This window comes from Pseudomonas sp. 20-5 (assembly GCF_056782835.1).
The window spans coordinates 3,220,029-3,239,518 of sequence record NZ_CM165584.1; the positions used below are offsets into that span (position 1 = coordinate 3,220,029).

Here is a 19,490-nt window from a genome sequence, read left to right on the forward strand (position 1 = left end):
CCGGGGGAGTTCCGCCTTTTTCGCGGACGGTCAGCCGCGCCCGAGCTGGCGCCGCATGGCCGCGCTGATGCGCTGGCGGGTGCCGGCGTAGTCGGCCCAGGGATCGTCGCCGGCGAGTTCGTCGAGGCGCTGCGGCAGACTGCGCAGGTTCCATTGGTTGGCGCCCTGCAGCGAGTCGAGTTCCTCGCGGAACACCGGTACCGACACCGGCAACCCTTCGCGGGCGCGCACCGAGTAGGCGGCCACGGTGCTGGCGCCGCGGCTGTTGCGCAGGTAGTCGACGAAGATCTTGCCGACCCGGTTGCGCGGCCCGGAAACCGCCGAGAAACGCTCCGGCATCAGGCGCGCCAAGTGCTGGGAGATGGCCTGGGCGAAATCCTTGACCTCGTCCCAGCCATGCCGGCGCTCCAGCGGCACCAGCAGATGCATGCCCTTGCCGCCGCTGGTCTTGAGGAAGGCGCGCAGGCCCAGCTCGTCGAGCAACGTCAGGCTCAGCTGGGTCGCTTCGAGCATGCGCTTCCACGGCAGCGCCGGGTCCGGGTCGAGGTCGAGGACGAAACGGTCGGGCCTCTCCAGGTTGGCCAGGCTGGCGTTCCAGGTATGGAATTCGATGCTGCCCATCTGCACCGCGCCGACCAGCGCCTCGGCGCTGCGGATCTGCAACAGCGGCGGATGACCGGGATCGAGCGCCGGGTCGAGCTGGACGATGCCGGGGATCTTCAGGCGCGCCGCGTGCTTCTGGAAGAACAGTTCGCCGCCGATTCCGTCGGGGCCGCGCACCAGCGACACCGGGCGCTCGCGCAGGTCGCGCAGGAGCAGGTCGGCGTAGCGCGCATGGAACTCGGCGAGTTCCAGCTTGCTGGCCTGGATCGACGGGTCGATCAGCCGCTGCGGATGGCTGATGCGCACGCCGGCGGTGGCCGCCCGCGACGCACCGGCGCCGGCCTTGCGCGCGCCGCGCAGCGACGGCGGGCCGGCGGGACGCTCGCCGGTCACCTCGCGCGCCGGCTTGTCTTCGCGCAAGCCGTGGAACACTGCCTGGCGGATGATCCCGCCACGGGTCATCTGCGCATAGGAAACCTCGCACAGCTGTTGCGGGCGCACCCACTGCACCGACCCGGTCTCGCGCGCCGGCGGCACCTTCGCCAATGGGCTGGAGCGGACCGCGAGGGGTTCCAGGCGCTCACGGACCTTCTTCAGGCTGGCCGCGGTGAAGCCGCTGCCGACCTTGCCGGCATAGCGCAGCCGGCGCTCCTCGTCAGGGCTGTAGAGGCCGAGCAGCAAGGCGCCGATATGCCGGCGAGAGCCCTTCGGCTCGGTATAGCCGACGATCACGAACTCCTGGCGCAACTGGCACTTCAGCTTGATCCAGTCGTTGCTGCGGCGCGAACGGTAGGCGCTGCCCAGACGCTTGCCGATCACGCCTTCGAGACCGAGCTTGCAGGCGCTGGCCAGCAGGTCGCGGGGGTCTTCCGCGAGCGTCGCGGAGAACCGCAGCGGGTCTTCGTCGCGCCCTTCCAGCAGCGCCTCCAGGCGCGCGCGGCGCTCCTCCAGGGCGACATCGCGCAGATCCTCGCCTTCGTGGTACGGCAGGTCGAAGAGGACGTACAGGATGTTCTCGCCGCGACCTTCCTCGAAGGCGTTCTGCAGGGCCTGGAAGTCCGGTCGACCCTCCTCGTCGAGGACCACCAGTTCGCCGTCCAGCCAACTGCGCTGCAGACCGAGCCCGGCCAAGGCCTTCTCCAGGTGCGGCAGGCGTTCGGTCCAGTCATGGCCGTTGCGGGTCAGCAGGCGCACGCGGCCGTCTTCGATGCGGCTCATCAGCCGATAGCCGTCCAGCTTGAGTTCGTAGGCCCACTCCCCTCGCGGAGGCTGCTCGACCAGGCTGGCCAGCTCGGGGGCGATCCATTCGGGCATCGGCGTCTTCCCCCCGCTCTTGCCGCGTCGCGCCGGCCTGGCCGCGGGCGTGGCGGCTTCGCCATGGCGGGGCAGCAGCGTACGCTCGCTGAGCACGCTGTCGGGACGCTCCTTCAGCACGTCGAAGCAATCCAGGCTGCGCGCCTCGCCGTCCTTGGCCTTGACCAGGAACCACTGGGGCTGCTTGCCGCGCAGGTTGGTGCGGATCAGGTGCCAACGCCCGGAGAGTTTCTCGCCATCCAGGGCGAAGCTGAGATGGCCCTTTTCCAGGCCCTCGCGCGGATCGTCCAGAGGCGTCCAGGCGCCTCGGTCCCAGACGATGACATCGCCGGCGCCGTAGTGCCCCTGGGGGATGCTGCCTTCGAAATCGGCATAGTCCAGCGGATGGTCCTCAACCTGCACCGCGAGCCGCTTCACCGCCGGGTCGAGGCACGGCCCCTTGGGCACCGCCCAGCTCTTCAGGGTGCCATCCAGCTCCAGGCGGAAGTCGTAGTGCAGGCGGCTGGCGTCGTGCTTCTGGACGCAATAGCGGAGCAGCCCGGTGCTGTCCTTGCGAGGCTTGCGGCCGCTGGGCTCCGGGGTCTGGCGGAAATCGCGCTTGCGGGCGTACTCGGCGAGCGGCTTGCTGCTGGGCATGGTGGGCTCCTCGGTGGTCAGACGCCGGGGCAGACCGGCGCGCTGTGCAGGACCAGGTCGATGGCTTTCCCCAGTTCCTCCAGGGTCACCGGTTTGAGCAGCACCGGATAGGGTGCCGCCGGGTCGATGCCGACGCGAGCGCTGTCGCTGAGCAGGATCACCCGCATCCGCGGGCGCACCGGCAGGCTGGTTTCGATGAGCATGCTGCCGCTCAGAGGACCTTCGAGCTGCTCGCTGAGCAGGAACAGGTCGATCACCGCGTCCGAGGCCAGGTGGTCGAGGGCTTCGTCGCGACTCGCCGCGCTGAGCACCGCGTAGCCTCGATCGAGGAGGAATTCCTCGATCCGCCAGAGCTGCTCGGCGTGTTCTTCGAGGACCAGGACGATCTTGTTTTCTCCGTTCACCATGGTTCTCCCTGTCGGATTGTCAGGAAGGCTTCGCTGCAAGGTTCGCGCCGTCCGCCCCGCTTGCGCCGGAGCAGCGTGACCACGGCGATTGGGCGCGGGCTGATCGCAAAGTGCGATCAGCAGAGTGCCCGGAAGGCGCCTGTTCATCGTGCAGATTGCCCGACCCGCGCCGACCGCTGGTAAGCCCGCCGGCACCAACCGCGTCGACCGGGGTCCAGCCTGAGAGACCGCGAGCGAAGGAGCCAGCCATGCGCCCTGCCCCAGAAGACGCCGCAGACGATGCGTTCGACCAGCGCGAGTATCCGATCCCGGAGCGCCTGGAAAGCCAGCGCCGCGCCTGGCGTTTCGAACGGGCGGGCCTGTGGGTCCTGCTCGGGGTGATCCTCCTGGCGTTGACCGGGGTGTTCGCCGGCGGGCCTCTGAGTTCGCGGACGCTGGTCAGCGACAGCGGCAGGCTGACCCTGGCCTACGAGCGTTTCGAACGCAGCGGCGCCGCCAGCCGCCTGCGCATCGATCTGCGCGGCGCGCCGGGCACCGAGGTTGGCGTGCGCCTGGGCGGCGGACTGCTACAGGCGCACAGCATCCAGAGCCTGCAACCGCAACCGCTGCGCAGTCACAGCTGGCGGGGTGGCCTGGAACTGGAGGGAAGGCTCGACGAAGACGGTCGCCTGAGCCTGTTCCTGACGTTGTTGCCGAACCAGCTCGGCGAAGTCGCCAGTCGACTGGAGTTCGCCGGCGAAAGCCTGGCCTTCGACCAGTTCATCTACCCCTGAGTCATCCGTTCCGAGGAGGCGCACGATGGATTCCGTACTGCGAGTCGCCGCGCTCTACCTGGTCCTGCTGGTACTCTTCCGCATCGCCGGGCGGCGTTCACTGACCGACATCACCACCTTCGACCTGCTGCTGCTGATGATCATCGGCGAAGCCACCCAGCAGGCGCTGCTGGGCGACGACTTCTCGCTGGTCAACGCGGTACTGGTGATCATCACCCTGATCGTCATCGACGTCGGTCTGTCCCTGCTCAAGCTGCGCCATCCGAAGCTCGACACCCTGATCGAGGGCTCGCCGACGCTCATCGTCGAGTACGGCAGGCCATTGCACGCACGCCTGGCCGAGGCCCGCCTGCGCGAGGAAGACATTCTCCTGGCCGCCCGCGAGACCCAGGGCCTGGAACGCATGGAGCAGATCCGCTTCGCCATCCTCGAGAAGAACGGCAAGATCTCGATCATTCCCGATCGCGGCGACTGACGCTGCGCGCGTGGCGCATCAGCAGCGGCTGGATGCTCAGGCCGTGCACGCAGATGCTCAGGGCGACGAGGCTCAGCACCAGGTCGCTGGCGGTATGCGCGAGCGCCGTAGGCAGCCCCTGGTTCAGCGCGTAGCTGAGGTAGTACAGGCTGCCGATGCCGCGGATGCCGAACCAGCCGAGCAGGCGCCGCTGCGCCGGGTGCATCAGCCGCCGGCCGACCAGCAGCCAGACCATCGCCGGCCGACACACGCAGAACAGCAGCAGCGCCAGCGGCAGCGCGCGCCAGTCCCAGTGCTGGTAGAGCATGGCACCGAGCAGGGTCACCAGCAGCACTTCCAGCGAGCGCTCCAGCAGGTTGCCGAAGGAGAGCACGTCGAGCATCACCGCGCCGGCCGCCACCTTCGGGTGTTCGCTGCGGTCGGCGCCATACTCGATGGCGCCGCTGGCCTGCCCGGCCTCGCGCACGTCGGCGGCGGCCGCCTGCGCCTCGGCCGGTGCCGAGGCGTGTCCCAGCGTCGCCACCTCGGCGTGGCGCAGGCCGATCCCGGCGGCGAAGCTGGCGAGGAAGCCCCAGCCGCCCAGCGCGTCGGCGCCGACATAGGACAGCGCGATCAGCGCCAGGGCGAGGAAGTCGTTGGCCGACACCGAGGTGTCGGTGTGCCGCGCCCGCAGGTGGATGGCCAGGCGGCCGAGGCCATGGCCCAGGCAATAGCCCACCAGCAATCCGGCGGGGATGGCCCAGAGGACGTCGCGCAGCAGCCAGTCCAGGCCGCTGCGGTCGAACTCGCCAGGCAGGCCGCCGCCCTGACCGATCAGCAGCAGGGCGGCGATGACGAAGGGAAAGGCGATGCCGTCGTTGAGTCCCGCCTCGCCGGATACGGCGTAGCGCAGGCGATCGTCGTCGCCGGCGTGGTTGACCTGGATGTCGCTGGCCAGCACCGGGTCGGTAGGCGCGAGGATCGCCGCGACCAGCAAGGCCAGCCCCCAGTCCAGGCCGAACAGGAAATGCGCGCCCAGGGTAAGGCCGAGGATACAGCCGAGCAGGACTGGTCCGGCCAGCAGCCAGGCAGCGGTCCAGGCCGGCGAGCGCAACGGCAGGCGCAGCTTGAGGCCGCCGATGAACAGCGAGATCAGCAACGCCGCCTCGCTGAGGTGTTCGAACCAGCCGCTGATGTCCGCCAGGCCGCTGCGCCAGGCGTGCAGCCCGGCCGGACCGATGGCCAGGCCGAACAGCAGGTAGATGAGCGACGTGCTGACCGGCAGCAGGCGCAGGTAGGCCGAAGCCAGGCCGAGCGTCAGCAGGATGCAGCCCAGTACCAGCAACCACAGGCTGAAACTCATGCCTGGCCAGGCTCCGCCCGCGGGGGCGTTACTTGGATGGGTGCGCCTTGGCCAGCGCGCGGGCCATCTCCAGGTGATGCTTCAGGGCCGGCAGATGGGTCTTGGCGAATGCCTGCAGTTCCGGGTCGGTCAGGTTGTCCGCGGCCTGGGTGAACAGTTCCACGGCTTTTTCGTGAGCCGCCACCTGGTTATTGGCGTAGGCCGGGTCGAAGGAGGCGTCGCGCAGGTCGAGCAGGGTCGCCTTGGCCTTGTCGGTCAGGCTGGCGTCGTCTTCGACCTCCAGTTTCTTGCGCTCGGCCAGGCTGCGCAGTTCGGCGTTGACCTTGCCGTGGTCGTCGATCATCTGCTTGGCGAATACCTTCACATCGGCGGCGGTGCTCTTTTCCAGCGCCATCTTGCCGGCTTCGATTTCCGCTACGCCGGCCGCCGAGGCCTCGCTGACGAAGGTCTGTGGCGCGGTCTTGTTCATGTCCTGGGCGTTGGCGAAAGGCAGGGCCAGGACCAGCAGGAGCCAGGCGGCTCCCTTGAGGGGAAGGCTGATTGCTCTGTTCATGGTCGACTCCGTTGGCGTGACAGGGAAAAAATGCCGGGACTTCGGCACAACGCACCTCGGCATCGTCGCTGCTGTGACGGCGCCGCCGGCCGACCGTTCAGATTTTTCGCCGACCGTGCCAGGCCGGGCGCCCTCCCCGGTCACCCCTGGCGGCTCGCCAGCGCCTCGATCCGCGCCCGGCTCTTCGGCCGGCGTACGGACAGCGGCGGTTCGACCCGCATCGGCGGCGCGATCGCGTTGCCCTGGAGATAGACGTCCCCGGTCGGCAGCCGGGCGAACGCATCGTCCTCCTCGAGACCTTCCAGGACCACGCAGGGCGCCAGTTCGCGGCACAGGGCCAGCAGATGGCGCAGCACTTCGGCGCCCTTCGCCGAGCGACGTGCTTCGCGGGTATACCGGCAATCGATCTTGATCACATCGGGACGGGCATCGAGAACGAAGTCCAGGTTGTTGTGCGCCGCGCCGAAGTCGTCTATCGCGATGCGCACGCCATGTTCGCGCAGGCGTCGGATGAACTCCCGGGTCGCGACTCTCTCGCCCACGGCGGTCTCGGTCAGCTCCAGCGTCAGCCTCCGTGCCACCTGCGGACGGGCGGCCAGCCATCGGCAGACCGCTTCCCACCAGGCATCCATCGCCGCGCTCTGGCGCGACAGGTTGCAGGCCAGGCGCAAGGTAGGCTCGGCGTTCAGCCGGTCGAGGACCGTGCCCAGCACGCAGCGATCGAGCAGGCGTATCAGGCCGAGCCGCTCCAGCGCCAGGATCAGTTCCTGGGTCGGCAACGGCGGCTCGCCGCTGGCGGCCGTGACCCTGAGCAGGGTTTCCCGGTAGAGCGGCTCCCATTCCGGATGCCCGGCATGCCGTACGGCCTGCCAGTCCAGGCGCACCCGACCGCGCGCCAGGGCGGCCTGGAAACGCCGGGCGAGGCGCAGGTCGCCGGCCAGGGAGGCGGCAACGGCCGGTGGGTGCTCGTGCTGGCGAGCCTGTGGGGAACTGTTCACTGTAGAGCTTTCCTTTCCTGGCGGCTGACGCCGTTGTCGTCGATCCAGTCGAACGCCACCTCGCCGCGCGTCCCGCCGGCCACCCGCCGCGGCAGGCCGAGGCGTCGTTGCGAGCGCGGAGCCAGCAGCGTTCCGGGCAGATCCAGGCGCGTCTCCCCTATCTCCAGCGCCAGCCCCGCCAGGGACACGAAGTACGGCGTCGGGTTGTCCACCCGCAGGGTCTCGTCGCGCAGCGCGAAGCCCAGTTCGGCGGCCGCGTCCTCGGCGTGCGGATGCAGGCCGTGCGGGCGGTACAGCACCTTCATCTGGGTTCGCAGGGTGACCGTGAGCCGGGGCCGGCCAGCGGCCTCGGCGGTGGCTTGCGGGGGGATCTCGTAGATGTTCAGCCAGTACAGCGATTCGCGATCCCGTGCCTGGGCCTGGCCGGTAGCCAGCAGGCGCAGGCTGCGCTGGCGTCCCGGCTCCAGGCGGAATACGGGCGGCAGCGGCAGGAACGGAGCCAGCGCGGTATCCGGTTCGCCGTCGAGGGCACCGTCATCGACCCACGCCTGCACCAGCACCGGGTAGGGATTCTGGTTGACCAGCAGCAACGAGGCCTCGCGCTGGCCCTCCACGAACACCAGGCGGGTGCGCTCCGCGGTCACTCCGGCCTCGCTCGTCGGCGCGAGGCAAAGCATGGCCAGCAGCGCGAGCGCGCGCCTACTGGACACGGATAACCACCTGCGCCGTGGCCTCGACTCGCCCCGCCGTGACGCCGGGCTGGCTGCCGAGCGCGAGTTTCTCCAGGCGCGCGCGGAAGGTTTCGCGGTACAGGTCGATGCCGCCGCTACCGCCGTTGGCCTGGGTCGCGCCACCGATGGCGGGGTACCAGCCGGTGGCCTCGGCGTTGCTGCCGCCGGCGGAGTTCTCGTTGGCCAGGAGCGTCATCGGCGTGCCGTCGCGGTAGATGCGGATGCCGACCCCACGGGCAATGCCCGGCTCCCCGTAACGGTCGGAGAGCAGGTAGGACAGTCCGCCACTGGCGTTGACCAGGCCCAGCGCCGGGCTGGCCGCCAGGGCCCCGCTGGACACGCGGATGCCCAGCGCCGTGGCGCCGGCCCCGGTGCCGTTGGTCATGCCGCTCTGGCACTTGAAGGTGAGTTCGAAGGGCGCCTCGCGCACGCCGCCGCTATCGATCTCGGCCAGGGTGATGGACGGGAACTGCACGTGCGGGGTGACCGTCATCACCGCGCAGGTGGGATAGCGTTTCAGGGTCACGTAGCGGTACAGCCCGATGGCACCCGGCCAGTTGCTGTACCAGCCGCCCCAGTTGCCGCCCACGTGCGCCTGGCCGACGGTCGGCGCGGTCAGGCCCGGCCCCTTGATGGCGATGTAGGCCGCCGGCTGGGTGTAGGAATAGGGCTGCGAGAGGATCGTCGGCGAGTAGTAGCGGATCGCCTCCAGCGGCGCGCTGTACAGCTCGGCGCGTACCGCTGCGAGGTTCTTCGCCTTGACCAGCTGGAAGCCGCGCGAGTCGATGTCCAGCCCGGAGAGCTGGCGCTCCTTCCAGATCGGCGTGATGGTTTCCCCCGTCTCGACGTTGGTCAGGCGCAGCAGCACGTTGGGCCAGGCGGTCCGGTAGGCATCCTGCAGGCCGATGTCGTTGCCCACCGTGTCGGCGCCGGTGTAGTAGCCGCTATAGAGATCGTCGCCGTTGGTAGAAAACATCTCGTAGACGGCGTCCCCGGCGCTACAGCGGAAGAACACCCGTTCGGGGTCGTAGCCGCCGGTGGCGCCGTACTGGGTCAGCGGCGCCACCGCGCTGGCGATGAGCGTCGGATAGGGCTGGAAACTCTCGTCGCTGACGTTGACCACGCTGGGCAGGCCGAGCGAGCCATTGCAGGTGTCGCAGGCGCCGGTCCAGCTGCCGGCGGTACCTTCGCCTGGGCGGATCTGGGTGTTCGAGGTGGTCGTCTCGCTGCCTACCGAGGTGACCCGGTAGCAAGTCGCCTGGCCACTGGCGGGAAGCCCCAGCAACACGCCGAGGGCCAGCGCGGGCAGCAGGGGAAGCGTGCGGTTCATCTGGCGTTCTCCAGGTTGGAGTCGGTGGTGGCTGCCCGGCAGGTGCCGCGCAGGCGGATCAGCGCCTGGTCGCGAGACACACCGGCCAGGTCGTAGGGCAACTCGCAACGCTCCTTGCGAGCCGTTCCCCATTGCACCAGCAACCTGCCCCGCTGGTTTTCCGCGCGCGCATAGACCTGGCCGCCCTGCCCGACCATGCCGATGGCCGCCCCGCCGTCGTCGACCACCACGGCGCCGAGCGGCAGCACACTGCCGTCCTCGCGCCGTGCCTGGATCAGCAGCGGATGGCCGGTCAGCGTCCTGAACGTCACGCGCACGCTGGCACCGGCGTAGGGCGCGACCTTGCGCTCGGTTTCCAGCAGTTCGGCGTCGGGATCGATGCCAACGGGATCGAGGGAGATCGGGTTGTAGCGATAGGGCGACAGCGAGGGGGCCAGCGCATAGCCGTTGCCGTCGATGCGCGCGCCCTGCCCGCCGCGTATCGCGGCACCGCTGGCGCCCTTGGCCTCGACCAGGGCGAAGGTATCGCCGACGCTGGGGCCAAGGGTCAGCCCGTCGCGGTGGGCGACCAGCGCGCCACGGATGCCGCCACTGTATTGCCGGTAGCGATCGCCCTGGGCATAGCCGGCATTCACGGTGGCCAGCGCCGCCTGCTTCTGCAACGTGCCGTTCCAGGTGGTGTCGGCGACCTCGCTGTCGCGGTTGGCGGACAGCGCGTAGCTCCAGGTACGCTCGTCGCCCAGCGTACCGTTCAGCCCGGTTTGCAGGCTGCCGCCACGGCTGTCGCCGGAGCGCCGGGTAGCCATGGCGCTGAGCGTCGGCGCCCGACTGGAAGAACCCAGCGGCATGGAGACGCTGAGGGTCAGGGTGTCGTTGCGCTGGCCGCTGCGCCGGTCGCGCCGGAGCAGCTCGACGCCAGGGTCCTGGTCGCCCTGCTCCTGGTAGTAGGTGGTGGTCTGCCGCGACCAGGCGAGGTTGTAGCTCAACTGCCCCCAGGTATTGGAGTAGCCGAACTGCAATTGGGTGTCGCGGCTCTTGCCGTCGTAGAAATCGCTGGAGGAGCCGGAAAGATAGAGGTTGCCGTAACCGCCGAGGGCCTGGCTCACCAGCAGGTTGAACTGGTTGCGCTGCTTGTAGCTGCCGGAATCCCAGGTGTCCCCGTGGCGCAGTGCGTCGCGCGAGCCGAGCACGTCGCCGAGTTCGCGATAGCCTTCGGTGGAATAGCGGTAGCCGGCCAGGGTCAGGGTAGTGCCGGTGGGCTGGAAGGTCCGGCTGTAGTCGAGCCCGATGCGCCAGCCCTGCTTGCGCGCGCCATCCTCGACGCGTGCGCTGGAATAGGTGCTGTTCAGGCCGAAGGCGCCGAAGCGGGTGGCGAGGACGCCGCCGCCCAGCATGGCCAGGTAGTCGTCGGCGACACGCAGTCCCAGGTTGGCGGTCAGGGCGTTGCTCATGCCGCGCTGGTAGGTGAAGTCGGCGAACAGGTCGTCGCCGTCGCCGTACTGGCGCGCCTGGCCCAGGGTGAAGCTGTAGCGCGACAGGCCGGGACGCATGGACTCCGGGACCGAGGCGAACGGCACGCTGAAGCTCGATACGCTGCCATCGGCTTCGAACACCTGGACATCCAGATCGCCGGCATAGGCGCTGTCGTAGAGATCGTCGATGACGAACGGACCGGGGGCGACATTCACCTCGCGGATCTTCCTGCCGTTCTGGCTGATCACCACCCGCGCCGCGGTGGCCGCGGTGCCGCGCACCTGCGGCGCATAGCGGCGCAGGGACTCGGGCAGCATGCGGTCGTCGGTGGCCAGGCTCAGGCCGCGGTAGCCGATGCTGCCGAGCAGGTTGCCGGCGGTGTAGCTCTCCCCCGCCGTCAGTTCGCTGCGCCAGGCCGGCAAGGCGCGCTGGGCATAGGTGCGGATGCTGTTCCACTTGCGCCTGGCCTGCCCGTTGTAGCGGGAATAGGTGTAGTTGGACTGGTGGCGCAAACGCCACAGGCCGAGGTTGATGCCGCTGTTCAGGCCGACATAGGCGTAGTCCGATCGTCCCGATTCGCCGCCGCGGTAGTCGGAGCGATAGAGGTTGGTGTCGTAGTTGACGAAGCCCATGCTGTCGCCGGCGTCCCACTCCTCGGGGCTGACGTAGCCGCGCGGCTTGAGGTCGAGCAAGGCTTGCGGCACCGAGAGATCCAGGCGCAGGCGGGCGATGTCCAGGCTGAACCGCGAGCCGGGCAGGCGTGCACCGAGAAAGGCGCAGTGGCGCCCGTCGCCGCTCTTGCGCGGATCGTCACCAGGCTTGGCGCCGAGGCGCTGGCGCAGGAAGTCTTCGTCGAGGCAGGGCTCCACCGCGCCGCTGGCGGGGTTGGCGCGGAAACTCACTTCGCTGCGGCTGGCGAAGCGCTCGTTGAGGTAGACATCGACGTGATAGCGACCCGGATCGATCCGACCGTCCTGGTTGAAGCGCGACAGGTCGCCGCCGCCCAGGGAAGAGCCGAGCAACAGGCGATCATCGAATTCGTAGCCGGGCTGGGCATGACCGAAGGCGCTCGCCGCCAGCGCCATGCCGCCCGCCATCAGGGCCGTGCCGGTGCGGCAGCGGCGTTCATGGCGATAGGTCATGACGGATATCCATATGGGCGCCGTAGTCGTTGATCAGCAGCGCGTGCAGGCGCACGCGTCCCGGCGGCAGGGCTTCTCGGGTTTCGGCCTGCCATTCGGCATGGCTGCGCGGCTCCAGCATGCCGCTGCGCAAGCGCCAGCGGCGCTGGCCGACGCTGAGCGTGGCGCTGGCGAACGAGGCGTAGTAGCCGCTCGGGTTGTCCACCCGCACCGCCCAGCCGGCGCTGCGCCGGACCAGTGCGAAACGCAGTTGCCCGGGCAGGTCCTCGGGACGGCCCTGGATGCCCGCCGGGCGGTAGAACAGCTTCAGGCGATTGCGCAGCATCAGCAGCATCTGGTTCCGATCCGCATGGCTGCTGTTGCGTGGCGGGATCTGCAGGACGTTGAGATGGAACAGCGATTCGCGATCGCCCGGCAGGCCCTGCCCGGTGTAGACGATGCGCAGCGTCTGGCCGCTGTCCGGGGCCATGCGGAATACCGCCGGGTTGACCAGGAACGGCGCGTCCGCCTGGTCCGGCGGCGCGTCCGGGGCGTCGATGTCGACCCAGGCCTGGACGACGTTGGGAAACGCATCGCGATTGCTCAGTTGCACGGTCTTCTCCCGTGCCTCGCCGGGATAGATCACCCGGGTCCCGGTCACCACCACGCTTGCCCGCGCCTGGGCGATGCTCGCCAGCAGGACGAGCAGAAGCGCCGATGTCCTGCCGGATCGGTACGAATGTCTGGGCATGCGGCTTACCTGGCCGGGCACGGTCCAGCGACCGGGCCCGGCTTTAGTGCTGGGAAAAGGAAGGGGCGGCGCATGCGCCGCCGGCATTCACTCGTAACGCAGCGTGTAGGTCACGGCGCCGAGTACCGGACCGGGCGTCACGGTCGCCGCTTCGGAGACGTACTGCACCGCGTAGTCGTAGCTGGTGCTGGTGGCTCCGTTGGCGAGCACGATGTCGCCGGCGGGCACCGCCGCGCCGCCGGCCAGGTCGACCGGGTTGCCGCCGACGCTATCGAGCAATTGCAGCGCCACGCCCGTCGCGCCGCTGGCGGCGGTGTTCACCAGGTTCCCGGCGGCGCTGGGGTTGGTGGCCTGGAACAGGGTGGTGAAATGCTCGTCGGCCGTCGGCGCGACGCAATCGGTGAGTTGCAGGGTGAAGGCGGTTTCGCCGGCGCTGCGGCCCACTGCGCCATCGAGGGCGCTCACCGGTACGCTGTCGAGGATCACCGTGGGGTCGGTGAAGCCGTTGACCGCGACCTGGCAGGTCTGGTCGGTCACTTCGCCGCTGAATGTGATAGTGTTTGCCGCCATCGCGGTTCCCGAAGCGGCAATTGCCGCAAAGGCCAATACCACTGCGCATGGGTTCGAAGTTCTGGTCATGCCTATGTTCCTTGTGTGAGGCAATAATCGTCCACCCGCCTTTTATTTCGGCCGGGAACGCGGTAAAGACTCGAACGAGTTCAAATCGATAATCAGTGGTGCGAACCACCGATATAAGTATCCCGTGCACAGGCGTCGAGGTGAACGCCGAACGGCGGACTTATAAATCCGTTCGAGTGCCCGCCATTCGGGGAATTGCCTCGTTTCGCAGGGTACCGCCGCCTCTTCGTGCTATCCGTCGACATTGCAACGCTTGTATTTCCGACTATGGAACTCTGGCATCCCGGCCTCTCTTGCTTGTCTTCGCCAGTTTGGACTTATAATAAAAACCGTCATCCGTGTAATGCATGGATGGTGCCATGCAGTTAACTTCCAAGTTGGAAGTATGCACTTCCCTGTTATTCAACGAATAATTACCTTCGACTTTTCCCGGGCAATTTTCATGTTCACCCGCAGGCGCTTCTCCTTGCGCAGCAAGCTTTTTCCGCCGCCGCTCAGAAGTCCGGTGCGCAGACGAGTGCCAACGGCGGCGTGCGCACTCTCGTTGCAAGTGGGCGCTGCGCCGATGCTGTTCGGAGAATCCGTCTTGCGACAAGTCAACAACTCGAACCACGGCTTCGCCTAGCATTGAAAAAGTTCCTGCACGACAGTTGTCGGGCCTGTTGGTCGTCGCTCTGCCAAGTGCCTGGACATATTTCCGTTATCCACTGATTCGGAGTCCAACGTCGCCGAACGTGCCGGCTGCCGCGACTCTCGAAAAAATAGCCTGGAGAAACTCCGAAACAAACATTGCACATGGACCGTCGTCGCAACGGTCTCCCTCAATAGTTATTAAAAGAAGAGGTTCGCACCCATGGCAGGCAAGCATTACCAGGATGCCGATGTGCATGCCGCAACCCTATCCCGCCTCCGACTGGTATTCCGGAACTTCGAGCGCGTCTGTGTCGCCTTCTCCGGCGGCAAGGACAGCTCGGTCACCCTGCAATTGGCGCTGGACGTGGCACGCGAGTTGGGACGCAGCCCGGTGGACGTACTGTTCATCGACCTGGAGGGGCAGTACCAGGCCACCATCGATCACGTCAGCGAGATGCTCGGGCGTCCCGACGTACGCCCCTGGTGGGTCTGCCTGCCACTCAACCTGCGCAACGCCTCCAGCCTGGAGGAACCCTACTGGTGCTGCTGGGAACCCGGCGCCGAGGCCGACTGGGTGCGCCCGCTGCCGAAGCAGCCGGGGGTGATCAGCGACCCGGGGTTCTTCCCCTTCTACCGCTACCGCATGGAGTTCGAGGAGTTCGTCGCCGGCTTCAACGCCTGGCTGTCCAGGGAAGAGCCTACCGCGTTCCTGGTCGGCATCCGTTCGGACGAATCGCTCAATCGCTACCTGGCGGTCAAGCGCAGGAGCCGGGCGAAACAATGCGCCTGGACGCCGCCGGGCGGCTCCGCGCCGCTGGCCTGGAGCGCGCGCGACCGGGCCAACCCGCAGGCGGTGAGCTTCTTCCCGATCTACGACTGGCGTTTCGAGGACCTCTGGCGCTGCGTCGCCGACCATGGCTACGCCTACAACCGCCTCTACGACCAGATGTACCGCGCCGGCGTGCCGTTCTCGCAGATGCGCATCTGCCAGCCCTATGGCGACGACCAGCGCAAGGGCCTCGACCTGTTCCACCGGATCGAGCCGCGCACCTGGTTCCGCGTGGTCCGGCGCGTCGCCGGCGCCAACTACGGGGCGCGCTATTGTCGCCAGCGCTTCCTCGGCTACCGTGGCGGCCTTGGCCTGCCGCCCTCCTTCGGCACCTGGCGCGAGTACAGCCAGTTCCTCCTGCGCAGCATGCCGCCGCCTCTGCGCGGCATCTACCAGCGGCGCATCGAGCGTTTCATCCTCTGGTGGAAGCAGCACGACTATCCCCTTGCCATCTGGCCGGACGCGGGGATCCCGGCCCTGGAGAATCGTCGCAAGCAGCCGTCCTGGCGGCGTATCGCGCTATCCCTGCTGAAGCAGGACATGGCCCGCTCGCTGTCCTTCGGCTTCTCCCAGGCCGATATCGACAGACTGGTCCCCGGTCGGGAGAAGCGCTCGTGATCCGCCCGCAAGACTGCGAGATCCTGCAGTGGCGCTCGTTCGACGACGAGGCCGCCTTCTTCGCCAGCATGGGCCGCTTCTTCGCCAGCGCCCGGGTGCGCCGCGAATGCGGCGGCTACCCGCTGAGCGACGGTCCCTACCACCGCTGGTTCGTGCTCCGCCGCCAGGGGGACACGCGGATACTGGGGTTCGTCAGCCTGGAGCAACATCCCGACGTGGTTCGCCTGCGCGATGCCTACCTGCGTGCGGAAGCGCGCGGTCGCGGGCTGTTCCGCACCCTGCGCGAGCGGGTCCTCGGGCATGTCGACCAACTCGGGCTGGCCTGTACCACCCGCGCGCCCCAGGCCTGCGCGCGCCTTCTCGAACCGCACGGCTTCGCCGTGCATTCCACCCGGGGTAGCTGGGTGACGCTCATGAGGAAAGCCCATGGCACAGACAAAGACACTGACGGAGCGGGCCGAGGCGCTGTTCGGCGAACTGCACGGGTTGCCGCTTGCCGAGCGGATTGAAGCCATCAACCGGATCCGCCGGCTGCTCCACGCGCACAGTCCGTTCGCCGAAGAGCCGGTCGATTGCGTGCAGTGGGTGCGTGCCGAGCGCGTCGCCGGCAACGACTACAACCCCAATACCGTCGCGCCGCCGGAGATGCGACTGCTGAGGCTGTCCATCGAGTCCGACGGATTCACCCAGCCCATCGTCGCCTATCCGCAGGCCGACGGGCGCTACGAGGTGGTCGACGGCTTTCACCGCCTGCGCGTGGGCAGCGCCAAGGGCGCGCTGCGCCAGCGTTTGCACGGCTACCTGCCGGTCGCCGCGATACGCGCCGGGCGTGAAGGCGACAGCGAGCGCATCGCCGCCACCATCCGCCACAACCGCGCACGCGGCGTGCACGGCGTATTGCCGATGACGGCGATCGTGGTGACCCTGCTCAAGGCCGGCTGGAGCGAGGCCGACGTGGCCCGCGAACTGGGCATGGACAATGACGAGGTGCTGCGTTTCAAGCAGGTTTCCGGATTGCCCGAGCTGTTCCGCGAACACGTGTATTCCCGCTCCTGGGAGTAGCGGGCGGCGCCGTCGGCCGCACCGCTCGCCCAGGCTCAGGCCGCGCCGGTGGTCAGGCTGATGTGCTTGTACTCGACGAAGTCGTCCAGGGCGGCGACCCCGTTCAGCCGGCCGAGGCCGGACTGGCGGTAGCCGCCCTCCTCGAATTCGTCGTAGACCTTGGCCCAGTCGTTGATCCACACCGTGCCGGCGCGAATCTTCCGCGCCACCCGGAAGGCACGCGCGACCTCGCGGGTCCAGACCCCGGCCGCCAGCCCGTACTCGCTGCGGTTGGCCAGGGCGACGCCCTCCTCCTCGTGCTCGAATACCTGCAGGGTCGGCACCGGTCCGAAGGTTTCCTGTTGCACGATGTCCAGGTCCGGATCATCGACCTCCAGCAGGGTCGGACGGTAGAAGGCGCCGGTCGCCAGCTCGCCCTCGGTTACCGGGCCGCCGCGGACCACCACCCGCGCGCCGGCGGCGATGGCCTGGCGTACGGCTCGCTCGACGCGCTCGACGTTGGCCTTGTCGATCAGCGGCCCCATGTCGCTGCGCGGGTCCGCCGCCGGCCCCACGCGCAGGTTTTCCAGGCGCTGCGCCAGGCGTTCGCGTAGCCGTTCGGCAACGCCGCGCTGCACCAGCAGGCGCGAACCGGTCATGCAGAACTGCCCGGCGAACACCGTCAGCGACTTCTCCAGCACGGGCAAGGCGGCGTCCAGGTCGGCGTCGTCGAACACCAGGTGCGGTGTCTTGCCGCCCAGTTCCAGGCCGAAGCGCTTCAGGTGCCGCGCGCCGGCGGCGGAAATCGCTCGGCCGGTGGCGCTCGAGCCGGTGAAGCTGATCACCGGCACCTCGGCCGCGTCGATCAATCGCCGGGCGCCTTCGGAACCCGATTCGCTGAAGATGTTCACCGCCCCGGCAGGCAGCGACGGCGCTTCGGCGATGATCCGCGCGACCAGGGCGTTGGTCTGCGCGGTCTGCCCCGGCATCTTCACCACCGTGGTGGTACCGGCGGCCAGCGCCGGCGCCAGGGAGCGGATCATCAGCACCACCGGTGAATTCCACGGCACGATGATACCGGCGACGCCCATCGGCTCGCGCAGCACCAGCGACACCACGTCGGGGCGCGGCGTGCCGCTGGCGCCCCGTTCGCTGCGCGCCAGGCCGGCGTAGTAGCGCAGCTTGCCCGGCACCATGCCGACCTCGAAGGCAGCCTCGGGCTTGATCTTGCCGTTCTCCAGGGCAAGCAGGTCGATGAGCGCATCGGCATGCCGCTCGAAGGCCGCGGCGATTTCCTCCAGGGCTGTCGCGCGCAGCGCGTGGTCGTCCTTCCAGGGACCATCTTCGAAGGCGCGCACAGCGGCGGCGATCGCCGCATCGGCCTCGGCCCGCCCGCCGTCGGCGTAGGTGCCGATCGGCTGGCCGCTGGCCGGGTCGAAGGATTGTCCCCGCTGCGCGGAATCGAGCCATGCGCCGTCGATCCAGTGTCTGGCGTGTCCGTTCATCTGCAAGTTCTCCTGGGTCGGTCAGGCGATGCGCTGCGCGAGGTGCTCGGCAACGGCGATGGTGGTGATGTTGGTGGCCACCGAAATGGCATCGGGGAAGATCGAGGCGTCGATCACCCGCAATCCTTGCAGGCCATGCACCCTGCCCTCCAGGTCGACCACCGCCCAGCGCTCGCCGGCGCGGCCCATCGGCGCGCTGGAGGTCGGGTGGTGGTAGGTATCGAGGGTGGCGCGGATCGCCGCTTCGATCTGCGCATCGCTGCGTGCCTCGGGCCCTGGTCCGAGTTCGGCGTGGATCAGCCCGGCGAGCGGTTCGCTGCGGCCTATCCGGCGCGCCAGCTTGACCCCTTCCAGCAACCGCGCGCGGTCTTCGGCCTCGGAGAGGAAGTTCAGGTCGATCAGCGGCGCGACGGCCGGGTCGCGGCTGGCCAGGCGCACACTGCCCAGCGATTGCGGCCGGGTCAGGGCCACGGCGAGGACGAAGCCGACCCCGGTCGGGCTCATCTCGGCGGGGAACAGGTGGGTGGCGGTGATGTGCAGGTCCAGCTCGCCGTTCTGCGCCCGCGAGCTATGGGTCCAGAGCTTGGCGCCGATCACCGGCGACTGCGCGCCGATGCGCTCCGGCCGGGCGGCATAGGCGTTGTAGTAGAACGGATGGTCCTTGAGCCGGCGGCCCACCGGCAAGTCGGCAAGCAACGGGATCGACAGCGCCTTCAGCTCGTCGGCCGGGCCGACACCGGAGCGCAGCAGGATCGCCGGGCTGCCGTAGGCGCCGGCGCTGAGGATCACTTCGCCGGCGTGGATTTCCTCGCCGGAGGCCAGGCGCACGCCCACCGCGCGCTTGCCTTCGAAGAGCACCCGGTCGACCAGCGCGTCGCCGCGGATCGACAGGTTGGCGCGGCCGCGCACGGCGTTGTCGAGATAGGCCATGCCGGTGTTGACGCGCACACCGTTGACGACATTCATCGGGTACGGCCCGACGCCGTTGGCGTCGGCGCCGTCGAAATCGGCGATGGCCTTGAAACCGTTGGCCAGGGTGGCGTCGACGAAGGCCCTCTGCATCGGCGAGAGATCGGCGCGGCTCAGTTGCCGCACCGGCAGCGGTCCGTCCCCGCCGTGCAGGGCCGGGTCACCGCCCTGGCGGGTCTCCAGGCGGCGGAACGCCGGCAGCAGGTCGTCGTAGGACCAGCCCGGCAGGTTCCAGCGGGTGAAGTCTTCGCGCCGCGCGCGGATCGCCACCGCGCCATTGATCGCCGAGCTGCCGCCGAGGACCTTGCCGCGGATCGCATGGATCGGGTGCCCGATCGCCCCCGGTTGGGACTGGTAGCCCCAGTCGCTGGAGGGGTCGCCGCCGACGCTGTCGCTGCTGGCGATGATCCTGGGGTAGTCCCAGGCCGGATAGGCCTGGCCGGCTTCCAGCAACAGTACCCGGCGGTCGCCGCGCTCGCTCAGGCGCCGGGCGAGGACCGCGCCGGCGGAGCCGCCGCCGACGATCAGCACATCGATCCTGCCGCCATCGAAGGCCTTGCGGGGCGTTTCCGCCGTGGCGCTGGCCACGCCGGGCGCGCCGCCGAGCAGCGAGCCCAGGGCGAGCGCGGCGGAGCCGGCGACGGTCTGCGCCAGCAAGGTGCGGCGCGCCGGGTTTTCGGGTTGGTGCATGGGGTTCTCCCGTATCCAGATCGATTGACGGGAACAACGCTATGCCCGGCGCGCCCTCG

The 19,490-nt window shown here is 68.7% G+C and carries 17 protein-coding genes; 5 read left to right on the forward strand and 12 right to left on the reverse strand.

Annotated elements, in window-relative coordinates:
* Nucleotides 1-30 precede the first annotated feature (30 nt).
* Entirely contained in the window at nt 31-2,553 is a 2,523-nt protein-coding gene (ligD, locus tag AC1RB9_RS14780; protein WP_023110068.1) for a DNA ligase D, read from the reverse strand.
* A gap of 17 nt (nt 2,554-2,570) precedes the next feature.
* Nucleotides 2,571-2,960 carry a response regulator gene (locus AC1RB9_RS14785; protein ID WP_003161880.1) on the reverse strand — a complete coding sequence of 130 codons (390 nt, stop codon included), beginning with the start codon at nt 2,958-2,960 and terminating at the stop codon, nt 2,571-2,573.
* Between the two features lie 248 nt (nt 2,961-3,208).
* Between AC1RB9_RS14785 and AC1RB9_RS14790 the strand changes: the two genes are divergently transcribed.
* Nucleotides 3,209-3,733, forward strand: coding sequence for a hypothetical protein (locus tag AC1RB9_RS14790; protein WP_003088874.1), 525 nt, complete (start codon nt 3,209-3,211; stop codon nt 3,731-3,733).
* Between the two features lie 25 nt (nt 3,734-3,758).
* Nucleotides 3,759-4,208, forward strand: coding sequence for a DUF421 domain-containing protein (locus AC1RB9_RS14795; protein WP_003450577.1), 450 nt, complete (start codon nt 3,759-3,761; stop codon nt 4,206-4,208).
* Here AC1RB9_RS14795 and AC1RB9_RS14800 read toward each other — a convergent pair.
* From AC1RB9_RS14800 to AC1RB9_RS14835, 8 genes are all read right to left on the reverse strand, one after another.
* Nucleotides 4,186-5,550 carry a cation:proton antiporter gene (locus AC1RB9_RS14800; RefSeq protein WP_003450571.1) on the reverse strand — a complete coding sequence of 455 codons (1,365 nt, stop codon included), beginning with the start codon at nt 5,548-5,550 and terminating at the stop codon, nt 4,186-4,188. The two genes, AC1RB9_RS14795 and AC1RB9_RS14800, sit on opposite strands and share 23 nt — an antisense overlap.
* Nucleotides 5,551-5,578: 28 nt before the next feature.
* On the reverse strand, nt 5,579-6,103 hold the full coding sequence (locus AC1RB9_RS14805; RefSeq protein WP_003088871.1) for a DUF4142 domain-containing protein: 525 nt from the start codon (nt 6,101-6,103) through the stop codon (nt 5,579-5,581).
* 140 nt (nt 6,104-6,243) lie between these two features.
* Complete coding sequence (locus AC1RB9_RS14810) at nt 6,244-7,101, reverse strand: EAL domain-containing protein (protein ID WP_003109869.1); 858 nt, start codon at nt 7,099-7,101, stop codon at nt 6,244-6,246.
* Nucleotides 7,098-7,811, reverse strand: coding sequence for a fimbrial biogenesis chaperone (locus tag AC1RB9_RS14815; protein WP_003450565.1), 714 nt, complete (start codon nt 7,809-7,811; stop codon nt 7,098-7,100). Before AC1RB9_RS14815 ends, AC1RB9_RS14810 begins: the two co-directional genes overlap by 4 nt.
* Nucleotides 7,801-9,162 carry a fimbrial protein gene (locus AC1RB9_RS14820; RefSeq protein WP_003113634.1) on the reverse strand — a complete coding sequence of 454 codons (1,362 nt, stop codon included), beginning with the start codon at nt 9,160-9,162 and terminating at the stop codon, nt 7,801-7,803. Before AC1RB9_RS14820 ends, AC1RB9_RS14815 begins: the two co-directional genes overlap by 11 nt.
* Nucleotides 9,159-11,777, reverse strand: coding sequence for a fimbria/pilus outer membrane usher protein (locus AC1RB9_RS14825; RefSeq protein ID WP_003450563.1), 2,619 nt, complete (start codon nt 11,775-11,777; stop codon nt 9,159-9,161). Before AC1RB9_RS14825 ends, AC1RB9_RS14820 begins: the two co-directional genes overlap by 4 nt.
* Entirely contained in the window at nt 11,761-12,507 is a 747-nt protein-coding gene (locus AC1RB9_RS14830) for a fimbrial biogenesis chaperone (protein WP_003088863.1), read from the reverse strand. Before AC1RB9_RS14830 ends, AC1RB9_RS14825 begins: the two co-directional genes overlap by 17 nt.
* Before the next feature lie 87 nt (nt 12,508-12,594).
* Entirely contained in the window at nt 12,595-13,146 is a 552-nt protein-coding gene (locus tag AC1RB9_RS14835) for a fimbrial protein (RefSeq protein ID WP_003120281.1), read from the reverse strand.
* An 853-nt stretch (nt 13,147-13,999) separates the two neighbouring features.
* On the opposite strand from AC1RB9_RS14835, the gene AC1RB9_RS14840 reads away from it, so the two are divergent.
* Genes AC1RB9_RS14840 through AC1RB9_RS14850 form a run of 3 tightly spaced genes read left to right on the forward strand, consistent with a single transcriptional unit; the run spans nt 14,000 to nt 16,288 of the window.
* Complete coding sequence (locus AC1RB9_RS14840; protein WP_003450561.1) at nt 14,000-15,226, forward strand: phosphoadenosine phosphosulfate reductase; 1,227 nt, start codon at nt 14,000-14,002, stop codon at nt 15,224-15,226.
* On the forward strand, nt 15,223-15,735 hold the full coding sequence (locus tag AC1RB9_RS14845) for a GNAT family N-acetyltransferase (protein WP_003088854.1): 513 nt from the start codon (nt 15,223-15,225) through the stop codon (nt 15,733-15,735). The genes AC1RB9_RS14840 and AC1RB9_RS14845 overlap by 4 nt, the downstream gene beginning before the upstream one ends.
* Nucleotides 15,653-16,288: an IbrB-like domain-containing protein gene (locus tag AC1RB9_RS14850; protein WP_020750770.1), complete on the forward strand. Its 636-nt coding sequence runs from the start codon at nt 15,653-15,655 to the stop codon at nt 16,286-16,288. The genes AC1RB9_RS14845 and AC1RB9_RS14850 overlap by 83 nt, the downstream gene beginning before the upstream one ends.
* Before the next feature lie 35 nt (nt 16,289-16,323).
* On the opposite strand, the gene AC1RB9_RS14855 is transcribed toward AC1RB9_RS14850, so the two are convergent.
* The gene (locus AC1RB9_RS14855) at nt 16,324-17,772 is read right to left on the reverse strand and encodes an aldehyde dehydrogenase family protein (protein ID WP_003450560.1); all 1,449 of its coding nucleotides are present in this window, start codon (nt 17,770-17,772) and stop codon (nt 16,324-16,326) included.
* Nucleotides 17,773-17,793: 21 nt separating this feature from the next.
* A complete protein-coding gene (locus AC1RB9_RS14860; RefSeq protein WP_003450559.1) occupies nt 17,794-19,431 on the reverse strand; it encodes a GMC family oxidoreductase in 1,638 nt (545 codons plus the stop codon).
* Nucleotides 19,432-19,490: the final 59 nt, after the last annotated feature.

What these genes read in the sequence shown, in the direction of transcription:
- AC1RB9_RS14820 (WP_003113634.1), bottom strand. Translation starts at nt 9,162, where the DNA reads ATGAACCGCACGCTTCCCCTGCTGCCCGCGCTGGCCCTCGGCGTGTTG.
- AC1RB9_RS14800 (WP_003450571.1), bottom strand. Translation starts at nt 5,550, where the DNA reads ATGAGTTTCAGCCTGTGGTTGCTGGTACTGGGCTGCATCCTGCTGACG.
- AC1RB9_RS14825 (WP_003450563.1), bottom strand. Translation starts at nt 11,777, where the DNA reads ATGACCTATCGCCATGAACGCCGCTGCCGCACCGGCACGGCCCTGATG.
- AC1RB9_RS14850 (WP_020750770.1), top strand. Translation starts at nt 15,653, where the DNA reads ATGGCACAGACAAAGACACTGACGGAGCGGGCCGAGGCGCTGTTCGGC.
- AC1RB9_RS14805 (WP_003088871.1), bottom strand. Translation starts at nt 6,103, where the DNA reads ATGAACAGAGCAATCAGCCTTCCCCTCAAGGGAGCCGCCTGGCTCCTG.
- AC1RB9_RS14785 (WP_003161880.1), bottom strand. Translation starts at nt 2,960, where the DNA reads ATGGTGAACGGAGAAAACAAGATCGTCCTGGTCCTCGAAGAACACGCC.
- AC1RB9_RS14830 (WP_003088863.1), bottom strand. Translation starts at nt 12,507, where the DNA reads ATGCCCAGACATTCGTACCGATCCGGCAGGACATCGGCGCTTCTGCTC.
- AC1RB9_RS14835 (WP_003120281.1), bottom strand. Translation starts at nt 13,146, where the DNA reads ATGACCAGAACTTCGAACCCATGCGCAGTGGTATTGGCCTTTGCGGCA.
- AC1RB9_RS14860 (WP_003450559.1), bottom strand. Translation starts at nt 19,431, where the DNA reads ATGCACCAACCCGAAAACCCGGCGCGCCGCACCTTGCTGGCGCAGACC.
- AC1RB9_RS14855 (WP_003450560.1), bottom strand. Translation starts at nt 17,772, where the DNA reads ATGAACGGACACGCCAGACACTGGATCGACGGCGCATGGCTCGATTCC.
- AC1RB9_RS14790 (WP_003088874.1), top strand. Translation starts at nt 3,209, where the DNA reads ATGCGCCCTGCCCCAGAAGACGCCGCAGACGATGCGTTCGACCAGCGC.
- AC1RB9_RS14840 (WP_003450561.1), top strand. Translation starts at nt 14,000, where the DNA reads ATGGCAGGCAAGCATTACCAGGATGCCGATGTGCATGCCGCAACCCTA.
- ligD (WP_023110068.1), bottom strand. Translation starts at nt 2,553, where the DNA reads ATGCCCAGCAGCAAGCCGCTCGCCGAGTACGCCCGCAAGCGCGATTTC.
- AC1RB9_RS14795 (WP_003450577.1), top strand. Translation starts at nt 3,759, where the DNA reads ATGGATTCCGTACTGCGAGTCGCCGCGCTCTACCTGGTCCTGCTGGTA.